Source organism: Dokdonia sp. Hel_I_53 (assembly GCF_007827465.1).
GTDB lineage: Bacteria > Bacteroidota > Bacteroidia > Flavobacteriales > Flavobacteriaceae > Dokdonia.
The window spans coordinates 1,556,012-1,575,509 of record NZ_VISL01000001.1; the positions used below are offsets into that span (position 1 = coordinate 1,556,012).

Annotated in this window: 9 protein-coding genes; 3 read left to right on the forward strand and 6 right to left on the reverse strand. The window is 33.7% G+C overall.

The window, feature by feature from the left end:
• Positions 1-198 precede the first annotated feature (198 nt).
• The 5 genes from pilO to OD90_RS07060 form a co-directional block, all read right to left on the reverse strand.
• Positions 199-711, reverse strand: coding sequence for a type 4a pilus biogenesis protein PilO (gene pilO / locus OD90_RS07040; protein ID WP_144668352.1), 513 nt, complete (start codon positions 709-711; stop codon positions 199-201).
• Positions 701-1,906 carry a hypothetical protein gene (locus OD90_RS07045; protein ID WP_144668354.1) on the reverse strand — a complete coding sequence of 402 codons (1,206 nt, stop codon included), beginning with the start codon at positions 1,904-1,906 and terminating at the stop codon, positions 701-703. Before OD90_RS07045 ends, pilO begins: the two co-directional genes overlap by 11 nt.
• Entirely contained in the window at positions 1,906-4,062 is a 2,157-nt protein-coding gene (locus OD90_RS07050) for a type II secretion system protein GspD (protein WP_186434722.1), read from the reverse strand. The genes OD90_RS07045 and OD90_RS07050 overlap by 1 nt, the downstream gene beginning before the upstream one ends.
• Positions 4,063-4,069: 7 nt before the next feature.
• Complete coding sequence (locus OD90_RS07055; protein WP_144668358.1) at positions 4,070-5,497, reverse strand: GspE/PulE family protein; 1,428 nt, start codon at positions 5,495-5,497, stop codon at positions 4,070-4,072.
• Positions 5,498-6,011: 514 nt separating this feature from the next.
• Positions 6,012-6,446 (reverse strand): type IV pilin protein, encoded by a 435-nt coding sequence (locus tag OD90_RS07060; RefSeq protein WP_144668360.1) that lies wholly within the window; start codon positions 6,444-6,446, stop codon positions 6,012-6,014.
• A 498-nt stretch (positions 6,447-6,944) separates the two neighbouring features.
• Between OD90_RS07060 and OD90_RS07065 the strand changes: the two genes are divergently transcribed.
• From OD90_RS07065 to OD90_RS07075, 3 genes are read left to right on the forward strand one after another with little or no spacing between them, the layout of a single operon-like run.
• Positions 6,945-10,496: a hypothetical protein gene (locus OD90_RS07065; protein ID WP_144668362.1), complete on the forward strand. Its 3,552-nt coding sequence runs from the start codon at positions 6,945-6,947 to the stop codon at positions 10,494-10,496.
• A gap of 2 nt (positions 10,497-10,498) precedes the next feature.
• The gene (locus tag OD90_RS07070) at positions 10,499-17,629 is read left to right on the forward strand and encodes a MopE-related protein (RefSeq protein ID WP_144668364.1); all 7,131 of its coding nucleotides are present in this window, start codon (positions 10,499-10,501) and stop codon (positions 17,627-17,629) included.
• On the forward strand, positions 17,626-18,387 hold the full coding sequence (locus OD90_RS07075) for a toxin-antitoxin system YwqK family antitoxin (protein WP_144668366.1): 762 nt from the start codon (positions 17,626-17,628) through the stop codon (positions 18,385-18,387). The genes OD90_RS07070 and OD90_RS07075 overlap by 4 nt, the downstream gene beginning before the upstream one ends.
• A 41-nt stretch (positions 18,388-18,428) precedes the next feature.
• Here OD90_RS07075 and OD90_RS07080 read toward each other — a convergent pair whose 3' ends face one another.
• Entirely contained in the window at positions 18,429-18,692 is a 264-nt protein-coding gene (locus OD90_RS07080) for a helix-turn-helix domain-containing protein (RefSeq protein ID WP_144668368.1), read from the reverse strand.
• Between the last annotated feature and the right edge of the window lie 806 nt (positions 18,693-19,498).

Sequence of the window (19,498 nt, forward strand, 5' to 3'; positions counted from 1 at the left end):
TAGATCAACACCTACTATTCATCATAACTTTGTATGTTTTAAACTTTCTCAAAAGACTTTTGTTTTCATAACTAATATTATCTAACTTTTATAATTTAATGATTTAGCTGTAGGCTTCCCCTTTTTAGGGAAGCTTACATAGCAAATCGAAATGCATTTCAAAAGTAGAAACACTATGGTGACCTCAGTGTTTAAAACTTACTTAATTAATTGTAGCAGAATATTGCCTACAAGATGATTTTCTTTTGAATATTTAATTCTAACTTTTTCTAAATTTAAACTAGCAATCATTCCAAATTTATGTCGCTGTTCTAAATGATAGGCAAGTTTTAGAATGGCATGATATTCACCAGTGACAGAGAACTGGTAGGATTGTACAGTGTAGTCATTTATGCTGGAGATATGAGGCTTTTCAAAAGATAAAATTTGTAGTTTTTCTTTTTTAGCAAAATCCTCTAACACGTTGAGTAAATTATTTTGTAAAGAAGTATCTGTAATGCGATAGTGATGTAATAGGCTGTCGTAATAGTTACTTTTTGTTTCTAATGCATATTTTTTTTGAGGAAAATTAGCTGCTAATTTTTCTTGCTCTATGAGCATTTTATAATTTGAATAAACTGCAAGCGTGTCTTTAAAGGCGGCAAAATAACCTATAAGAATCATTAATATAAAACCAAATAATAGTAAGTAGTTTTTGTTTTTAATCTTCATTCAAATCGATATTTAAAATAAAACTAGACTGCCGGCTTTGATTTGATACACTTTCAATGGAAATATTTTTTATAAACTTTTCTTTCTCAAGTAACCTTATCCAACCTGTCAATTCATTAATCTCACTTAGTGTGCCTGAAACAACAATGTTATTTTTAAATATTTCTATAATTTTATCTGTACGAATTCGTTTTTGAATGGGTTGGTAGATAATAGCAGAAAGATTTATTGAGGTAGGTTTTGTTTTTGCAATTTGATTAATAAAAAAGGAGCTTCTAGAGGATGTTGAATGTATGACGTCTTCAAATAATTTTTGTTTTTTATTTACTATTGAATCTTGCTCAATAATCGCTTCTCGTTGAGATTTATTTATCTCTGATAACTGAATTAGGTGTTGGACTTTGTCGAAATAATGAGTATAATAAAATGTATTTAGTACTGCAATTACAAATAAAAATCCAACACTAATGGGTAGCGCCAAGTTAAACAATCGATTTTGCTTAAAGTTTTGTAGCTGCTTATTCTCAAGGACATCAAAATTTGAAATTGTCTGGTTTTCTTTTCCTGTATATAAAGTTAGTGCCCCAGAAAATAATAAAATATTAGATGAGGATAAGGTGAGTCCCTCTAGATAATATTCTTCATAACTGTGTGCTGAAGATGGGATGATTTCAAGATGTTTACCTGGATTTAAGATTTTATAATTATTAAAATTAAGACTTTGAGATAATTTTAAATATGGAATGATTGTTTCTATACAAGAACACCCTAAACTCAACTGTGTAATGTGAATGTTATGTTTCTCAAAATCCACTATACATTCATCAATATATGCTTTCTGACAGATGAAGAGATGAACATCTTCATCTGCTATAAAATACTGATAATAAAAATCTTCACTACGAACGCTCGGGTATACTTCTTGAACAATTTTATTTAAATCGTATTGATTTTTTGTTACAGTTTTGTAAATAACCTCCTCATTGTTAACTATAAGATGGTGGGCTTTTCCCTTTGCGTTTGTAATTAGTTTGTCATCGATGGATGTGTATGTTTCTGCACCTACAATACTTAAGTCACTATGTATTACTTGTGTAACTAAATTATTTAAAACTAAGCCATCGTTGAGTTGGGTGACTTCAATACAACTGTAGGTATTTCTGTAAATAATATTTTCTAACAAACTAAATCCCATTAGTAAAAAACAGTTGGTTTAATTAATATACTGAGTTTAGATTTAGATGCACTTCTGGTTCTTTGACTAAATAAATATTTAATAATTGGTATCCTAGCTAGAAAAGGTACACCTTGTCCAGAACTCACTTTGGAGCTTGATTCTAACCCCCCTAAAACAATAATGTCATTACTTTGAGCCCTTACTATAGAAGTAAGTTCACGGCTATTAATTCCTGGAGGTGCATCTGGAGCAATACGTTCCCCATTAAAATTTGATTGAATTACCCTTATATCCATAGTGATTTCTCCGTCTAAAGAAACGAATGGCTTAACTTCTAAAGACAACTCTGCGTCTATAGGTTGATAATTTACAATTTCTGAAGTAGCAGGGTTTTGTGAACCAATGAAAGTCTGTGATGTCACAGCATAATAACTAGTTTGACCATTAGAAAAACTAGCTCTATGACCATTCAAAGTAGCAATTCTAGGAGAGTCTTTTATTTTAAAATTTCCATTTGTTTCTGATGCTCTTATATTTGCGTAAAAATTTGGAACTACTTTTCCGATATTAAAAAAACTTGAACCATCAATACGACCAAGAATGCGATTAACAGTGTTTGCTCCTAAGTTAAGATTGGTTGATGGAAAGATTTGACCCTGTGTTGAAGTAGGCTCAGTACCTATACCCCATTCTACCCCGAGGTCAATTGAACTATTTTTGTTGGTTTCTAAAATCATAACCTCTAACACTATTAAGGGTACTTTTTTATCAATTTCAGAAATAAAAGCTTTAAAGCGTTCTATATTAGAACTAGGTCCACTTACTACAAAAGCATTTAATTCTTCATCTATTGTAATTTCAATATCCTTCTGTATGTCAATAGGAATAATTTCTTTAAGATTACTGTTAACTAACAAGTTACGATTACTTAAGCTCTGAGTACTATTATTTTCCTGTTGATTTCTATTAAATGGTTGGTTTCCATTATTAGTAACTGCACTGCCTAATTGAGAATTAATAGAAGCTGTTCTTCCGGCCCTTCTGGTGCCAGTATCGGGATCTGATAATATGATAACAGATCTATTTTTTAATTGAATAAGCTCAGAGCTGCGCACCGTGAGTTGTTCTGACAAACCGAAGTAATAAATGTCATTTTGCTTTTTCCAAGTAAATTGTTTATTTTTTTGTGAAGGGGTCTGATTATTTATATTAACTGAATTTTTAGAAACACTGGCAGAATTTTGGCCATTTTCAAAAATTTTGGCTAAGAGGGTGTCAAATGATATTTCTTTAGATTTTACACTAACTAAACCTGCATCATCAAGGGGAGTTGCTGTAAAGATGTCGATATCTAATTTTTCACTAATGTCGTAGATAACATCTTTAATGGAGGCATTGAAAAAATCTACCTCTAAAAGTTTTAACTCTTTATCTAATACTTCAAAAAAGAAGTTTGAATTTCTCACATTTGAGACTCTCCTTCTTTTTGCTGGAGTAGTACCATTATTGGATGAGATAGCATTTTCTTCTAACCCATTTTCAAACTCATAAACACCATCTTTAGAGATATTAAGGTTAAGATTATTTGAGAAAGCTAGCTTTTCCATAGCTAGGTCAAGGGGCAAATCATTAATAAAACCATTAACTATAGTGTTTTCAAGATCTGGAGAATAAAATATTCCTTTACCAGTTTTTGTTGATATCAATTTTAAAACCTCTGGTAGTGGGTCATTTTTTAAATCAATACTTAACCTCATAGTATTCTGACTATATTCAACAGGTATACTTCTCTCTACAGGTGCGACATATGGAGGTTGGAAGTTTTTGAAAAACAAAATCTTGCCAGAGAAGTCGATTTCAAGATTATAAGTTTTACATAAATAAAGTAAAACGTCCTTAACAAGAACATTTCTAAAACTATTATTCACTTGAATTCCTGAAAGGCCTTGACTTGTGTCAATGTTTATGTTATGTATCTCAGATACACTTATTAAAAATGTTGTGAGATTTATATTTTGAGCCTTTATATTGAGCTCTTCAGAGAGCCCTGGTATTTCAGGAATCAAGCTTTCTAGGCGTTGCTCAAGTAAAATTATTCGAGACTTACTTCCATCTTGACTGTAAGAGTAGTTGGCAGAAAGTAAAATTAGGACGATGACAAAAATGTATTTCATAAAAATATTACTGATCATTTACTAAAAGGGAGAAAACCTCATCTGGACTTGTTACTCCTTCTAGGATAAGAGTCCAAGATTGTTGAGCCAAAGTTCTTAAATTATTCTTTTTGTAATAATTATCTATTGATAATTCATTATTTTTAATATGCTTACCTACCTCTCTAGAGATAGGAAGGAGTTCATATATTGCTTGTCTACCTGTATAGCCCGTAAAATAACATTTATTGCAACCCTTAGCAACATAATGACAATCAATAGGCTGGGGTGGTGTAAATTTTTTAGGAAATGAAGATTCTGTTATTGCAACTTTTTGTTTGCAGCATTTACAAAGCTTCCTTATCAATCGTTGTGCAACACTTAATTTTAACGTAGTAGCTATTAAATGATTAGGAACTCCCATATCTTTTAGTCTTGAAACTGTATCCCATGCAGAATTAGAATGTATGGTAGATAAAACTAAATGCCCAGTAAGGGCAGCTCTAATTGCCATATTTGCCGTTTTTGCATCTCTTATTTCCCCTACCATAATAATATCAGGGTCTTGTCGTAAAAATGTTTTTAGCGCAGTTTCAAAATTCAAGCCTATATCTTCTCTTAATTGCATTTGCATTACACCTCCTAGCGTATATTCTATTGGATCTTCAATGGTTAAAATTTTAGTATCTGGAGTGTTTAATTTTTTTAACGTGGCATATAAGGTTGTTGTTTTACCAGAACCTGTAGGTCCAGAAATCAATATTATTCCATGAGGATTTTTGATACTATCACTATAAGTTATAATGTCCTCATTAGTAAATCCTAAATTTGATATATCTATATTAGAAGTATCTCTACTTAAAATTCTTAAAACAATACTTTCACCATTGAGAGAGGGTAATGTTGATACTCTTATATCAAATTCCTCGTTTTGTGTTTTAATTGTAATTCTTCCATCCTGAGGGATACGTTTTTGGGAAATATCGAGTCCTGCTTTATTTTTTATGCGATTAATTATTGTTGCATAGTCCTTCTTTTTAATTGTATAATATTCTTTTAAACGACCGTCTAATCTCAAACGAACTCTACAGGAATTTTCTAAAGGCTCAAAGTGTACATCACTACTACCTATTGACTTAGCAGAGAGAAGAACTTTGTCTAGAAAATCTTCAGTGTAGTGGAGGCTCTCTTTTTTTGACTGAGAGGATTGCCGGTAATTTAAACTTAGTAAATCATTAAGTTTCTCAGTTTCAATATAATTAAGCTGTATACCCTTCCCTAAAAGAATGCTTAGCTCTTTGGAGCGTCGTTTGAGATCCTTGGTATCAGAATAACATAAAAGCGTATTGCTATCAAATTCTTTTGGAACAATACGGTAGGTATAGGCTTGATCTGCAGAAATGGTTTGTTTTAATACCAGAGGCAACTCAAATTCTTTCTGATTTTTTTTTGTCATAATAAATACAAATTAGCATTGTAGCCTAACCAATAAACAATATAAACTAACAAGTAATAAATAGCCAGATATCCAGCTAAAGGTACCATAGTAGCAATGTGTTTAGAATTTCGCTTTCGCGAAAGCGTAACCCTCGCTACACGTGTGATTATTAAGTGACAAATTAATGAAGCAATGAGCCCAAAGACAAATAACACCGCAAAACTATAAGTGGCAAATGTACAAGATATTGCTATGAACATTAGAATGTCCCCTAGACCAATTGCATCTTTATAAGAAAATTTACCAGTTTTAAAATATATAAAGAGTAACAGAAAGAATAGAATAAATCCCGTAAAAATAAGATTAAAGCTAGTATTAATAATCAGGTTTTGGAAGCCTACCTCTTGGTAGTGCAAATATGTAATTTGAATCGCTAAAGTCAAAAATAGAAACCAGTACACAGCACGGTCTCTAATATCTTGATAAAAAATAGCAATTAAATTAAGTGTGAGAAGAATTTTGACCGTAAGAATCAATCCAATATTTTTTGTTTAGGAACACCATTTTCATTTATTTCCCAGACGTTATAAATTCCATCAGAGTCAAAATCAATAATTGCTGTTGCCGTAGCTTTAAATTGCCCTGCTCCTGCAGAGATTATTTCATATGAGTAATTCGCATTGCCTCCTGCCTTTACAGATTTAGGAGCTTCAAAATAAATATCTGTGAAATTATCTGCATAACGAGAATTTGTATAAAAAAACATTTCTTGCAATGTATGTATATATTTGAGCTGAGCTTGGGCCTCTGAGCTTTTAAACTTGACAATAAGAGGCATTGTTTTAGGCACGGCAAACATCATGAGTATCCCCATCAATGCTAAAGCTAGGAGCATATTTTGGAGGTTATAAGCGGCTAACCTTACCTTACACCATCCATTAAACTTATTAATAAATTGTTTTATCATATTGATTCATTTATAGAGGACTAATATCAATAAAATTTAACAAATAAATAGGTTTAGAGAATTTAAAATCTATATTACAACTTTAAAATAAAGGCCTCTTTATAGGAGGTACATGTAGTTTTATTTCTAATTATCATGACAATAAAATTATTTGTAAAATACTCACTTTCATGAATTTATAATTTTATTTTTTCTTTACAATTTTTTAATGAAAAAAATCATGAAGAATTGATATGTAATTTTATTATGTTCGCAAAATTATAATTTTAGATTGAAATTATTTCTAAATATTAGATTAAGTTTAAATCATGCATACTTAACTATGAGATTATTATTCAGCAATAGACCCGGCGGTAGGATTTCTAAAAGAATACACATTATTAAGCTACCTAAACTAAATGCTATTTATTCAATTGACTTATCTGATATTTTTTTGTCAAAAAAACTTACTTAAGCCAGGTATGAACCACTTAACAAATTAAAATTAATTTGATCATTATGATTAATAAATCCTTACTTTTTACTTCCGTTTTTGTTTGTTATTCATATGTGTTTGTTATTGCACAGGGACAGGTTGATGATACAGGAAATAATTCATATGAATACAATTATGCATCAGAGCTAGCGAGGATTATCGAAATTCCCAATTCTCCTGAAGCTGCCGCTTTTCAAAAATATGGAAATGTACCTGTAGACCTATACAGAGGTATGCCGAATATAGATATCCCTATTTATACTATAAAAGGTAAGGAAATAGATGTTCCGATAAATTTGAACTATGATCCAATGAATCTGAAGGTAGAGGATATAGCTACTGGCGTTGGACTTGGCTGGAATCTTAATGTAGGAGGAAGAATTACTAGAAATACAAATGGATTGCCAGATGATTACATCACAAGTGATTATAAAACTCCTTATAATGATAATGCAACGGCCACAAAATTCTATGATTATAGAGAAAAGATTTTTACTCAAGCAGGGTTTAATTCAGATAGTGATCTTTTTAATTACTTTAAATTCTTAGAGGATGTAGGTAAAAATAAAATAGACTTATTACCAGACACATACAGTCTTAATATTCCAGGTTTAAATAGCCAAATCATTATCATTAATAATGAAGTATATTCATTAGATAATCCTCGATTAAAAATTAAAGTTTTTCGCTCAAATCATTCAATATCTGGTTGGGAAGTAATAAATAATGGTACAAAATATACCTTTAATAAAGCAGAAGTTACTAATTATAATAATGATGATGACCTAGGTGACGCAGGAGCATTAGTTCAAGTATACAATAGTTCTTGGCTTCTTACAAGTATAGAAAGTCCAAATCACAGGGACGTTTATACATTTTATTATAATGATCTTGGATTTTGGAATAAACCTAGACCTATTTCTGCGAGTTCTCAAATTTCTGAAACTAGGGTGAGTAGCACTGGTAATCTTACCTGGGTGACAGGCTCACCAATTTTCTCTACAGGGCACGAGAAAATTAAGCAACAGTTTTTAACAAAAATTATTTATAACGGTAATAATATTATTGATATATCATTAAAGGAGCGACACGACTTATCTATTCCGTCTGCAATTTCAAATATATCTATTACAAATACTCTAGGAAATAGAGTTTCTAGTTTTAATTTTTTCTATTCTTATTTTGGTATTTCTTCCGATAGTGATCCTAATAATTTTGACGAAGAAGAATTGAGATTAAAATTAGATGGAATTGGGATTTCTGGCGAAGGTATTAATATGAATATTGACTTAAATAGTTACGATAAAAAATATGTGTTTACATATAATGCTCCTGAACAAGTGCCATCTCGAGATTCAAAAGCACAGGATATATTTGGATACTATAATGGCGTGAATAACAGCAGTTTAATTCCTAAAGTAGACATTTATGGGAAATCTTTTTCAGGAGCAAACCGTGATTTTAATGTGAATTATGCAACAAAAGGTATTTTAGAAAAAATAACATACCCCACAGGGGGTCATAGTACGTTCAAATATGAACAAGCTTATACTAATGAGTATGGAATGCGACCAAATGAACAGATATACTTTAGTTTAAGTACAAATAATCAAATACCTATTGATTTTTTTAACCAGCGTCATAACCCAAGTAATACTGCGTATACAGATGAATGTTTAGAAAATGAATGCTGCCCCTCTCCAAATATTATTAATTCAAAAGGTGATACTGGTCTTGATGCAATTGGTATTTATAATTCAGAAATCTTTGAAGTCTCTGAATCTACATCCTATGATATAATCTCAAAACTTAATACTAGTTTTATAGTAGATGCCTCTGTAAATTACCTTAAATCTTTTATAATTGAGTTAAATGAATGTGTTCCTTTGAGTTATGCAGAAGCTTTAACCGCATGTGAATCTGGGTCTTTTGTTGTATGGGATTATCATGATAGTGTTTCTAATACGGTAGCTTTAGATGCAGATAAGTGTTATCAAGCAGTAATCTTTAACGCAATGATGGTTAATGACCCATTAGAAGGTCATGATGAATCAACTTTAGGAACTATCGATTTTGATATAATAATATCTAGAACAGAAGATGAGCCTTACATAGCAAGGACAGAAATGTATCCTTCTTATCGCTTAAAGGAAATTACAAACTACACAGAGATTCAAAAAGTCTCTACCAAGAAAGAATATAAATATGGTTTTGTTAATGAAAATTTAAACCCTATATTTTCTTATCTCACAAATGAAGCATATTTTGATGAAACCTATAACCAAATCAAACAAAGACCTAAATTAATTAGATACTCTAAACCTGTAATGGGATCTGAACCGATTCTTTCGTATTCAGGAGTTTCTGAAATTAATAGGAATGTGTACAGTGGAGAAAAGAATGGCGAAACAAAATATTCGTTCAATACAGCTGGGACAAAAGGTAATTCTCCACAACATAGCCCACCTTTTTCCAGAAATTATTTTCCTAATTACAAGAAAGGAAAAATGTTAAACTCCACTACCCTCAATAGTACAACAGGAGCTATTTCACATCATGAGAATGACTATGTAGTAAGTGATTTTTCAGAGAACATAATAAATACTCTAGGGTATACATATAAAAATAATGAGAACAAAAAGTTACATGTAATTGTTACATATGCAGATAATCCAGGTCAATACTCCTATCTTCCGTATGAATTATCTGGATTTCAATCTTTAGGAATGGTTCTTGGTTTTCCGCAAATTTGTTCGAGTCCAACGGTTAATTGTTTTCAAAGCATTAACCCAACAATTGGATATCAAGCGGGAAATTCATCATTTCAAGTAGGCAATATTAATTCTACAAGTAGATTAAATTTCTTAGATGAGCACAGCGTGGAAAGTTCAGTAACATATGAGTACAATAGTGATTATCTTTTAAGTAAATCAATTAAAACAAATAGTTCTCACCAAACTCTCACCACAGAATTTTATTATGAGCCTTCATCTCCCATAATTGGAGATTTTAATTCTCCATTTCCAGAAGATCCTCTTGTAATAAAACAATTTAAGAATTCTTCACTCTTATCAACTAAAGAAATAAAATTTGGGAAAGTAAGTAATGGACCTGAAATGATGATTCTTCCTCATACAATCGCCTCATCGAAGGGTGGTATTCCAGCAGAAGACAAGATTTATATTAATAGATATGATTCTTTTGGAAATGCCATTGAGATACAACAGAAAGATGGACCGGTTGTATCATATGTATGGGGTTACAATGGTAAATATTTACTCTCTAAAATTGTTAACATAAAATATGCAGAGATTGAATTGTTACCCGAATTTGGTTCAGAGTTTCTACTTACTCAAGGCTTGAACTCATCTCAAATTCAAGCATTATATAAATTACCTAATGCGCAGGTTACTAATTATACTTACAAGCCGATGGTAGGTTTGACAAGTAAAACCTCTCCTAGTGGAGAGACTATTTATTATGAATATGATATTATGAATAGATTAGAAAATATTAAGGATATAGATGGTAATATAATAATTGAGAATAAATACAATTATAGAGATCAAGATTAGCTATGAAAAGATTTATATGTATATTATTCTTTATTTTTTTTACAGGGACTCTCTTTGCACAATTTCCTGTTGGAGATAAGGATGGTCCTATTTTGATTAATCGAAACTGGTATCTCGATAGTGACGGTGATGGTTATGGTAGTTCAACTAATGTAATTGTGGATAATGTTCAACCTTCAGGGTATGTTTCCGTTAGTGGTGATTGTAATGTTGGTGACTCTTCTATTTTTCCTGGTGCTTTAGAGATTTTAGATGGAATAGATAACGATTGTGATGGGACTATAGACGAGGGTTTAACCCCATTAATACCTTCTACAATAACTGTAACTACAAATTGTGGGAGCAGTGTTTTAAATCGTAGTCTCCCTCCATTAGGGGTGACTTGGTTCTGGCAAAGTAGTGCTTCTGGCACATCGACTTCTAGTTCTGCAGCATCTATTACTCGTACTAGCGGGACTATATATTACTTAAGAGCTAAGAGTAATCATAATGGACTATGGAGTAGTGCTCGATCTGTTTCTTATAGCATACAGCAACCACCAGTATGGTATGCAGATGTTGATGGCGATGGATATGGGAACATTGCTATCTCACAAAGCTCTTGTACACAGCCTATAGGGTATGTTTCCGTTAGTGGTGATTGTAATGTTAGTGACTCTTCTATTTTTCCTGGTGCTTTAGAGATTTTAGATGGAATAGATAACGATTGTGATGGGACTATAGACGAGGGTTTAACCCCATTAATACCTTCTACAATAACTGTAACTACAAATTGTGGGAGCAGTGTTTTAAATCGTAGTCTCCCTCCATTAGGGGTGACTTGGTTCTGGCAAAGTAGTGCTTCTGGCACATCGACTTCTAGTTCTGCAGCATCTATTACTCGTACTAGCGGGACTATATATTACTTAAGAGCTAAGAGTAATCATAATGGACTATGGAGTAGTGCTCGATCTGTTTCTTATAGCATACAGCAACCACCAGTATGGTATGCAGATGTTGATGGCGATGGATATGGGAACATTGCTATCTCACAAAGCTCTTGTACACAGCCTATAGGGTATGTTTCCGTTAGTGGTGATTGTAATGTTAGTGACTCTTCTATTTTTCCTGGTGCTTTAGAGATTTTAGATGGAATAGATAACGATTGTGATGGGACTATAGACGAGGGTTTAACCCCATTAATACCTTCTACAATAACTGTAACTACAAATTGTGGGAGCAGTGTTTTAAATCGTAGTCTCCCTCCATTAGGGGTGACTTGGTTCTGGCAAAGTAGTGCTTCTGGCACATCGACTTCTAGTTCTGCAGCATCTATTACTCGTACTAGCGGGACTATATATTACTTAAGAGCTAAGAGTAATCATAATGGACTATGGAGTAGTGCTCGATCTGTTTCTTATAGCATACAGCAACCACCAGTATGGTATGCAGATGTTGATGGCGATGGATATGGGAACATTGCTATCTCACAAAGCTCTTGTACACAGCCTATAGGGTATGTTTCCGTTAGTGGTGATTGTAATGTTAGTGACTCTTCTATTTTTCCTGGTGCTTTAGAGATTTTAGATGGAATAGATAACGATTGTGATGGGACTATAGACGAGGGTTTAACCCCATTAATACCTTCTACAATAACTGTAACTACAAATTGTGGGAGCAGTGTTTTAAATCGTAGCCTCCCTCCGTCAGGGGTGACTTGGTTCTGGCAAAGTAGTGCTTCTGGCACAGCGACTTCTAGTTCTGCAGCCTCTATTACTCGTACTAGCGGGACTATATATTACTTAAGAGCTAAGAGTAATTATAATGGACTATGGAGTAGTGCTCGATCGGTATCTTATACAGTGCAAAAGCCTACCACTTGGTATGCCGATGCAGATGGAGATGGTTTTGGTAATTCTTCTAGTAGTCAAAGTTCTTGTTCACAGCCTATAGGGTACGTTTCTGTAAATGGAGACTGTAATGATTCTAAGAACTTAGTTTTTCCTGGAGCTTTAGAGGTGTTAGATGGAATAGATAATGATTGTGATGGGACTATAGACGAGGGTTTAACCCCATTAATACCTTCTACAATAACTGTAACTACAAATTGTGGAAGCAGTGTTTTAAATCGTAGCCTCCCTCCGTCAGGGGTGACTTGGTTCTGGCAAAGTAGTGCTTCTGGCACAGCGACTTCTAGTTCTGCAGCCTCTATTACTCGTACTAGCGGGACTATATATTACTTAAGAGCTAAGGGTAATTATAATGGACTATGGAGTAGTGCTCGATCGGTATCTTATACAGTGCAAAAGCCTACCACTTGGTATGCAGATGCAGATGATGATGGTTTAGGAGATTCCTCCATTACAAAAAGTGCTTGTAATCAACCTTTAAATTATGTCAGTATTAGTGGTGATTTATGTCCTGAGGTTTCAGGTAATGAAAATGGTTGTCCTACCCCAGCTAGTTACGAGTTGAGTAACGAGAATCATATTTTTACTCGAAAATACTTAACTCCAACTAAGACTCCAACGACTCAAATAGGTTCTGATAATGTGATAGAAGATGTTACTTATTTCGATGGATTAGGGAGAGCAAAGCAGCAAGTTTTGATTAATGGGTCTAGTCATCCGAGGAATAATATTTCTTCAACGTCTTTTAACTCAAGTTCGACTACTAACTTCAAGCAGGATTGGTCTGAAGGTATAGGAGGAACACCTTTTTATAATAAAAATGGAAGCCTTGGGGAGAATCGTCGTGTGTATGGTGCAGCTCCTAATGGTTCTTCTGACCTTCTGTGGGAGTGTGGTAGTGATACAGCAAGTGATGCAGATGGAGGCTGGAATACAAACTATTTTGCTATAGATAATACAGCCACCTATTATTATTCTGTATGGGTAAAGCGCACAGGAGATCTTACTAATGGCTATGTGTATCACGGTACTCAAAACGTAAATACATTAGCTGGGGAGCAGAAATCTAATCCTTATTTTATGTCTACTCATTTGCCATCACTAAATACTTGGTATTTAATGATTGGTGTTGTGCATGGATATAATTACACGGGTAATGATACTGGTGTAAGTGGAATTTATGACATTCATGGGAATAAAGTTAAGGATGGAGTAGAATATAAATGGCGTAATACTACAACGCAAACTCGTTTTCGTAATTACCTATATTACTCGACAGACTTAAGTACTAAGCAGTATTTCTGGAATCCCAAGCTTCAGAAGTTTAAAAATGCTCCAACCGGTTGGGAATCTGACTGGGTGGAGGGTCCCGGAGGCACTCCCTTTTTTAATGCGAATGGTGCTGTTTCTGAAAATTCCAGAATATATGGTACTGGGCCTAGCGGAGATTTAGAGTTGCTATGGAAGTGTGATGATGACACAGCTAAAAATGCAGATGGTGGTTGGAACACAGATTACTTTCCAATCGATAGAACAAGAAAGTATCGCTATACAACTTGGGTTAAACGTACAGGGAGTCTTGATGGAACAACCTACCATGGTACAAAATCCGTAAGTAATTTGAGTGGCGTTGCTCAGAGCAATCCATATTTTTGGTATGGGGATCCTCCAGAATTGAACAAATGGTACCTTATGGTTGGAATTATACACCCTTATACATATTCTGGGGGCAATAGTGGAGAATCCGGATTATACGACCTTGATGGTAATAAACTTTCTAATGGGAATGATTTTAAATGGAATAGCAATTCTGCTACTTCGTCTATGAGGAGTTATTTATTCTACTCTGAAGATCCTGCAAGTAAACAGTACTTCTCGCGGCCTACTTTTGAGCAGATAAACGATGCTAATGCTGGATTAAGTAGTGCTTTTCAAACCAATTCCTCTTCTAGAGATATTGTTACACACATAGCATACGATGGCTTAGGGAGGCAGTCTAAAAAGTTCTTACCTTACGCATCAACTGATGCCAATGGTACTTTTCGCGAAAGCGCACTGGAAGAAACTTTGAATTATTATTATGACCCGCTTTATGATTTAACAACCAACCCGTATAGTGAGACGCATTTTGAGGCTTCTCCATTAAATAGAGTCTTGGAACAGGGAGCACCTGGTGATTCTTGGAAAGTGGACAGAGATAGTGATCAGGATCATACGGTCAAGTTTGGATATCATACAAATTCTCTTTCAGAAGTACGATTATTTAGTGTAGATCTATCGGCTGATTATATCCCGTCTTTAGTTGATGGTAATCGTCATTATGAGGCTGCGCAACTTTATAATAACATTACTAAAGATGAAAACTGGCAGCCATCTTCTGGAAAGAAGCACACCACAGAGGAGTTTAAAAACAAGCAAGGTCAAGTACTTCTAAAACGTACCTATGCGACAGTTAATGGAACGGATACCACTCATGACACCTATTATGTATATGATGATTTTGGAAATCTTACTTATGTATTACCTCCCGCAGTAAACTTATCAGAAGCTATAAGCATTACGGTATTAAAAAACTTGTGCTATCAATACAGATACGATGAGCGCAATAGGCTTATTGAAAAGCAAATCCCTGGCAAAGGCAAAGAATATATTGTGTACAATAAATTAGATCAACCAGTATTGACTCAAGATTCAAAGATGAAACTAGCGGGTCAATGGTTATTTACTAAGTATGATGCATTTGGAAGAGTTGCATTTACGGGTATTATTAATCATAATGGAGAACGAGACAATCTTCAAACTATTGCTTATAATACAAACACATACACTAGTCAATTTGTTGAAAGAATACAAACTTCCAATACCGTAGGGGGTACACAAATATTTTATACAAACACGGGTACCTTTCCTCAAAACATAACAGAAATTCTTACCGTTAATTATTATGATGATTATGCGTGGGATTGGAATCAATATCCAGGAACTTTAAGTGACCCGAACACAATTACATCCGTTTATGGGGAACCCACAGCTGGTGTAGGTATTGCTACTATTACGGCAAAGGGGAGCGTTACGGGCTCTAAAGTTAAAGTACTTGAAACTAATGACTGGATAGTAAGTTATATGATGTATGATAAGAAGGGTAGAACTATCTTCTCGACTAGTTATAATCAATATTTAAAGACAAAGAATAGTCAAAGTGTAGATCTTGACTTTGTAGGTAAGCCTGTACGTACAGAGTCAAAACATCAAAAAGATAACGCAGCAGTAGTTGTTACTGTAGATGAGTTTGAGTATGACCAACAGCAACGGATAATAAAACATACACAGACTATAAATGGTGCACAGCCACAGCTAATTGCTCACAATACTTATGACGACCTTGGCGTTTTAAAACAGAAGAATGTAGGTGGTGTAGCTATGCATAGCTCAGGCTTACAAACTATAGATTATGATTACAACGTAAGAGGGTGGCTTACTGATATTAATGATGTGAACGACCTTCAAGCCAGTGGGAATGATCTTTTTAGTTTTAAAATTAATTACGATACAGATATTGAAGGCACTGCGAATACCACACCCCTATATAATGGTAACATCTCACAAACTATTTGGAGGACTAACAACCAGTATAATCAAAAGAAAGCCTACAGCTATAGCTATGATGCCCTTAATAGACTTACGAAGGCTATGGGGAGAACAAATAATAGCTTGAATGCCGTAGATCGTTATGATGTACCTACCATAACTTATGATAAGAATGGAAATATTAAAACCTTAGTTAGAAGTGGGCATACCAATGAAGCGGTCACTGCTTATGGAACTATGGATAGCTTGACCTATTCTTATTTGGCTAACTCTAACAAGCTCACAGCAGTGGGAGATGCAGGTAGTGAAATAACTGGATTTAAAAATGACTATACTGGTGCTGTAGATTATACCTATGATCTTAATGGTAACATGACCAAAGATCTGAATAAGGGGATTACAGGAATTGCTTATAACCACTTAAACCTCCCAACTGCAGTTACCTTAGATCCTGTAGGAACTGAAAATGACGGAGTAATTTCCTATATTTATGATGCCACTGGTGTAAAGCTCGAGAAGAAAGTAGATCCTGTGAATAGCTCTCTAGATCAAGTAACCCAGTATGCTAGTAATTTTATTTATAAGAATAACCAGCTAGAGATGTTTAGCCATCCAGAGGGTTATTTAGAACCCGATGGGTCAGGTGGGTTTAGATATGCTTATCAATATAAAGACCACTTAGGGAACGTTAGACTTACATACTCAGATAGCAATGGAGATGGGTCTATCAACCCTTCGAGTGAAATTATATCTGAGAAAAATTATTATCCTTTTGGGCTTAAGCACAAAGGGTACAACGGAGATGTTACAGGGAATGCTAATAGTGTTGCAAAGAACTTCGGATATAACGGAAAGGAAAATAATCTTGAGTTAGGATTAGATTGGATGGATTTTGGGGCGAGAAATTATGATGCAAGTTTAGGAAGGTGGATGAATGTGGATCCACTAGCAGATCAAATGAGGAGGCATTCGCCTTATAATTATGCATTTGATAACCCAGTATATTTTATAGATCCAGATGGTATGGCACCTAGAGGACCTTGGCCGCCATTTTCTACTTTTAAGAATATTCTAAATGTTAGTCGGAAAATCTATAAAGGGGTCAAGACTTTAGTGGGAATGGATCTTAAAGGAAATACTAAAGGAGCGCCAGGAAATTCTAGTCCATCCAGAATAGGTTCTGCAGTTGAACTTACGACTGAAGATGGACGCGCTGGAAACGATCTAGGAGCACAAACGAATAGAGCAGATCATCCTGAAGATAACATTGAACTTGATGCAGATGTATTATTTGCTTCAAATGGTATAGCCAATGGGAAAAAAGCTTCTGGAAATACTTCAAAGCCAGATACTCAAGGAAATACAGAGATGAAAAAATTAATTAAAAAAATTGAAACTCCCAAGACGGTAGTAGATGGCCTAGAAAAAGGTGCAGATGTAACTGGAGGAATACAAGAAAATGTTGTCAATGCAGAAGCCGTAGATGTTTTGAGTATGACATTTGATGTTAGTCAGAACCCTACAGCAATTGATTCTTCAAAAACAACTAAACTACTAATAGGATCACCTGAAGATGTTCAAAGACAGAAAGATTCTATTAATAGGACAAACGAGAATAAAAGAGAAAATGCTCGTTTATATAGTGGTCAACAATGAGAAAAGTCTATTTAAATATTATTTTTATTTTTCTAATTAGCTGTGCTGAGAAGGATTGGAAAGAGATTCATTATCCAAATGGAAATGTTAAGGTTAGGGTTCAATTAGATAAAGATGGAATTCCAAATGGTATACACGAAGAGTTCTTTGAATCTGGGAAATTGAAATTGCGATCTACCAGCACCAACGGTAAGCTCTTAGATACAGTTAAAGTCTATTCACAAGACGGGTATTTAAAAGAGAAAGGGTTGATGCGAAATGGACTTAAAGATTCTTGGTGGTCTGAATTAGATAAAAAAGGGAATAAGTACATAGATAGAGAATATGTAATCAAGAATAATGACACTATTTTAGAGAATCAAATAAAAAAATATAAAGATAATGGGGAGTTAGATTTGACTTCTAGTTGGTTCTTTAATGTAAAGGTTGAAGATAGTTTGTCTAACGGAAAGCTTAATGGAAAAGTAACCTATCATTCTAACTTTAAGCCTGAGGATCAATTTTTATATATGGTAGTCAATAAGGATACTTTTTATGGAAGAAATAATGAAATTTCTTTTTCTGTAAAAATAGAGAATCAAGACACTATTCAACTTTCAGGTGAAATTTTTGAAGAAGTTTTGGCAGTAGAAAAAATCAACGATACTCTTTCTTCTTTAAAACAGGAAACCTATAATAAGTATTTTAAACAAAAGTTTATTGTTGTTGATTCGGTTGTATCAAAAACAAGAGATTTAAAAAAGCTCAGATATTTATGATATTAGTAAGGAACTAAAAACCGCCCATCGAGGCGGTTTTTTTATGCAATAGATTTAAGTCTCACATTTTTAATAAGCGCATCAAGTGTATAGAGAATATGGTCTTTATCTTCCTCGTCCATCTGCTGTACCTCTAGCACACGTTTTAAGAGGGTGTTATCTACTTCTACTTCCACCTTACCCAATAAGAAGTCTACAGAGACTCCTAGCTCGTCTGCGATCTTAGAAGCAACCTCTATAGATGGTTTTACTTCGTCATGTTCATAACGTCCTATAATATCCCCAGAGGTTCCTATTTTTACCATTTATCCATAATATAAATGTTTAGTTGTGATCTAGAGTTATCTGGAGCGACAATGGAATCTATTAAAAGCTTTTTGAAATTTAAATAAACAAATTCTATTTCTTTAAAGAAAGCGCCGAATATTCATTGTGTGATTTGTTTCCTTCTGAGAAACACACTTTATAATAAACATCTAAGTAAATATTCTTCCCAGGTTAGGCTGTTCTAGTTGAAATGTAGGTCTTTGAACTTTCATTGAAATAATAGGCTGCCTTTTTTAATTCTACTTTTACATTTGTTATAGAAATTGGAAGGATATCAAGTTAACTCTTCATTTTGGGGATTTGTTTTAGTCTCTGGACATATTATAGCAAATAGTAAAGTATAGGTAAGAAGTAGGCATCCATTAAATAAGCAACCCAGTAACTGGACAGAGAACCAGTATCAAAGAAGTAACATTTTATTTAAAGAATATCCAAATATCAAAACTACTTTTAACTTGCTAAGACACTTAGGCATATATCCAAGACCACAACTTTAATTGAGGTAGGGTATACTAAACTTGCGCACTGGTACAAAGATGTTGAGAGCACTAATATTAAAGCATTTTATTCCATTGATAATACGAGAACACTTTATTATAGATCCATACTCAACTATATCATATATAGAAGTAAAACAAATCAACAGTATTATTTAAGGCTAAAATAAAAGTTTTTAGAACTTAGTGTTTAGAAACTAAAAATGTTTAATTCTTCCTGTGCCAAATAATCATGTTAAATACATAAACGCGACGGTTTATCTTGAACTACTACATAGCGGCGGTAC